1 protein-coding gene is annotated in these 1,390 nt (G+C 41.5%); it reads left to right on the top strand.

Annotated elements, in window-relative coordinates:
• On the top strand, positions 1-1,097 hold a 1,097-nt coding region (locus tag A3729_RS28870; RefSeq protein ID WP_068634547.1), incomplete at its 5' end, for an MFS transporter.
• Positions 1,098-1,390: the final 293 nt, after the last annotated feature.

The raw sequence follows: 1,390 nt of genomic DNA on the forward strand, positions 1-1,390 counted from the left end.
GTGTCATGGCGCCTTACTTGGGGCTATATCTCGATAGTAAGGGCTTCAGCTTATTAGAAATCTCCCAGCTGCTTTCCTTATTGATGATAACGAAGGTGCTTGCTCCCTTACTGTGGGGCGCATTGTCTGATCGTTTTAGTAACAATGTCTTTCTGGTTCGTTTTGGGACGCTAATGACGCTTGTCTGTTATAGCGGCTTTTTCTTTGCCAACACTTTTCAGGCTTATGCCCTAGTTATTGTCTTATTTAGTTTCTTCTGGAATGCGGTCTTGCCACAGATAGAGGTCGTAACGCTTTTTAATCTGGGTAGTAAGAAAGAGTTGTATGGGCGGATACGGCTATGGGGTTCAGTCGGGTTTATCTTTAGTGTTATGGGATTCGGTATAGTATTTGATATTTGGGGGATTGCATATTTTCCTATAAGTTTGCTCTGTGTGATCGCGTTGATTTTTGTTAGCAGCTTAGTTCATTTTGAGGAACCGAAAAGAACGCAAAGCCATGATGAAGCTAGCCATGGCTTTATGGTGTATTTAAAGCGACGTGATATTCAGCAATTCTTTATCGTCTGCTTTTTATTGCAGGTTTCTCACGGCGCTTACTACACTTATTTTAGTATCTACATGGAATCTTTGGGTTATAGCACTGCGCAGGTTGGGGTGCTATGGAGCTTAGGTGTTATTGCTGAAGTGCTTCTCTTCATTTATATGCACCGTTGGTTTGGCTTACATTCGATACGTTTGATTATGGCTATTTCTTTATTGCTGACTGCTTTCAGGTGGGTCGTAACAGGGCTGCTTGCAGAATACTGGATGGTAATTGTTATCGTACAATGTATTCATGCATTTTCTTTTGGAGCGATGCATGCGACAGCGATCAAATTTGTTCATCAGCGATTCAAACTCAGGCACCAGGGGCGGGCGCAGGCACTTTATAGTAGTTTGGGTTTCGGTGCGGGCGGTGCGGCAGGTGCTTATTTTAGTGGCGTAGTCGTATCTGAATATGGCTATTACTGGACCTTTATTATTAGTGGTCTTGTTGCGCTCGCCGCCGTATTTTTTGTTTACTCTCTCAGATTTAAAACTAGTCATTTTAGCTAAGTTTTAGTCAGTTATATCTCTTGTTTTTATACGCGCTGATTGTTTTGCCAATTACTTGGAATCGGTGTCGAAAAAAAAATTCCCTATAAGTTGGTGGAATGAAGAATTTGCGTCTATGCTTTGTTTTAAGTGTATTTGCAGCTCTCCGAAATTATTCAGAGCGGCGGATCTAGAAAAACAACATGGCTAACAAGGTTCTGTTGGGGCTTAGCTTGTCATGTAGTACAACATCGATTTGATCTTAGGCTTTATTGGTTTCACCAAACAAGAAAAATCACTTGAACTGAGCCTAA

The organism is Oleiphilus sp. HI0043, assembly GCF_001634935.1.